The following is a 2,475-nucleotide window of genomic DNA, read 5'->3' on the forward strand; positions in this document are numbered from 1 at the left end:
CCCCGTTGGTATCCGCAGCGTCGTGCCACACCAGGTTGGACCATTGGCGGGCCGGACAGTTCGGCGAAGATGAAGATCAGCGCTAATCAATAAAATCATTGAGCTTGATGTGAAAGCGAAAAAAAACAAACGGTACTTGGGTTCTGGTGAGCGTGAGGAGTGGGGAGGCCATGTTTGATGCGAGCAAAGATTCAACCAGCGCTGAGCCGTAGGTTGCAATGCATTTTCACCGTGCATAATTTGGCTTTACATCCGTTTGGTTTCTTACTTGCTCATTGGTATTGCAGCCTTTTTTGTTGGACGGCTGCAAAACAATGGGACTTGGAGTTGATGCGTTGAACGGCGTTGACCACGGCGCCACGCTAACTGCCAACTATGGCCACAATTCGGTCGCTGTCCTGGTGCTGGTGCCTGCCCTCGAAACCATGCCGATCAGTCTCCGCGCTGTGGTCTTCTCGGAAATATTTTACCGATGACTGTCCCTTCCCATAGCCTTGCTGCTGCGGCCTGTGGCTGGTCTAGCGCCGGCGCCGACCGGCCCGGTTCGGTTCGGCCCGGCTCGGCCCGGTTGCCGCCGCACGGCGGCGGCCGGCGCGCTTCGATTTAGTGCGTAGGTACAACACTTAAGCGGACTCGGCAGGTTGCCGGCAGGCACTGCCGCAACCGCTGAGTTCCAGCCGCGCTACAATCGGATGGACGACAACGCTTTCCCCCAGGCGTTGGACGGCAACAGCGACCTGAGCGGCAACGCGGCAGGCGGCGCCCCCCACCACACCGAATGTCTCGGCACGCCTCCGCGCGCCGCGCCGGTCGGCGCCTGGGCGGCGCGGCAGGACGCGGCCGACGCCCGGTTTTCCGGCGCGGGCTTGCGGCCGCTGTACATTGGCCAAATGGGAGATAGGCAACGACTATTAATTCAATATAATTAATTACCTTTGTCTAATTGGTTTGGCTAGTTAGAATGATTCCATCGTTCACCCCCACAGGAGCAAGCAATGAGCCAGCAGCCGCCCATCACCACCGCCTCCGGCATTCCCGTCGCCGACAACCAGAACTCCGCCAGCGCCGGTCCGCGCGGCCCCCTGCTGTTGCAGGACTTCCACCTGATCGAGAAGCTGCAGCACTTCAACCGCGAGCGCATCCCCGAGCGCGTGGTCCACGCCAAGGGTTCCGGCGCCTACGGCAGCTTCACCGTCACCCACGACATTTCGCGCTACACCAAGGCCAAGCTGTTCCACGGCATCGGCAAGAGCACCGTCACCTTCGCCCGCTTCTCCACCGTCGGTGGCGAGCGCGGCAGCGCCGACACCGAGCGCGACCCGCGCGGTTTCGCCTTGCGCTTCTACACCGAGGAAGGCAACTGGGACCTGGTCGGCAACAACACGCCGATGTTCTTCATCAAGGACCCGATCAAGTTCCCCGACTTCGTCCACACGCAAAAGCGCTGCCCGCAGAGCAACCTGAAATCGGCCACCATGATGTTCGACTTCTGGAGCAAGGCGCCGGAGAGCCTGCACCAGGTCACCATGCTGTTCTCCGACCGCGGCACGCCGGACGGCTACCGCCACATGGACGGTTTCGGCAGCCACACCTACAGCCTGGTCAACGAGGCCGGCGAGCGGGTCTACGTCAAGTGGCACTTCAAGACCCAGCAGGGCATCAAGAACCTCAGCGCCGCCGAGGCCGTGCGTCTGGCCGGCGCCGATCCCGACCACGCCCAGCGCGACCTGTTCGAGGCCATCGAGCGCGGCGACTTCCCCCGCTGGGACGTCAAGCTGCAGGTCGCCACCGAGGAGCAACTGGCCGCCTGGGAGGCGCGCACCGGCTGGAACCCCTTCGACCTGACCAAGGTGTGGCCGCACAAGGACTTCCCCTTGCAGCCGGTCGGCGTGTTCGAACTGAACCGCAACCCGGACAACTACCACGCCGAGGTCGAGCAGGCCGCCTTCTCGCCGGCCAACGTGGTGCCCGGCATGGGCTACTCGCCCGACAAGATGTTGCAGGGCCGCTTGTTCGCCTACCATGACGCGCAGTTGTACCGGGTCGGCACCAACCACCAGCACCTGCCGGTCAACGCGCCGCGCTGCCCCTTCCACAACCAGCAGCGCGACGGCGCCATGGCCATCGCCAACGGCGGCATGGCGCAGAACTACGCCACCGTCGAGGCGGCCGGCAGCAAGCCGTCCGGCCTGGGCCACGGCGAGCCCGCGCTGGCCCTGCAGGGCGGCGCCGGCCGCTACGACGGTCGCGGCGGCGAGGACGACTACACCCAGGCCGGCAACCTGTTCCGCCTGATGACGGCGCCGCAGCGGCAGAACCTGTTCGACAACCTGGCCGGTCCGCTCAGCCAGGTCAGCGAGGAGATCGTGCAGCGCCAGCTGGGCCACTTCGACCAGGCCGACCCGGCCTACGGCGACGGCGTGCGCGCCGCCCTGAAGGCGCGCGCCCGCTAAGCCGGCGCCGGCCGCCCGGCGC

The 2,475-nt window shown here is 64.8% G+C and carries 2 protein-coding genes; both read left to right on the forward strand.

The window, feature by feature from the left end:
* Window positions 1–692: 692 nt before the first annotated feature.
* The gene (locus H7U20_RS12220) at window positions 693–929 is read left to right on the forward strand and encodes a hypothetical protein (RefSeq protein ID WP_199759427.1); all 237 of its coding nucleotides are present in this window, start codon (window positions 693–695) and stop codon (window positions 927–929) included.
* Between the two features lie 66 nt (window positions 930–995).
* Window positions 996–2,453 carry a catalase gene (locus H7U20_RS12225; protein WP_199759428.1) on the forward strand — a complete coding sequence of 486 codons (1,458 nt, stop codon included), beginning with the start codon at window positions 996–998 and terminating at the stop codon, window positions 2,451–2,453.
* Window positions 2,454–2,475: the final 22 nt, after the last annotated feature.

The sequence above is a fragment of the Rugamonas violacea genome (assembly GCF_016461825.1).
Taxonomy (GTDB): Bacteria; Pseudomonadota; Gammaproteobacteria; order Burkholderiales; family Burkholderiaceae_D; genus Rugamonas.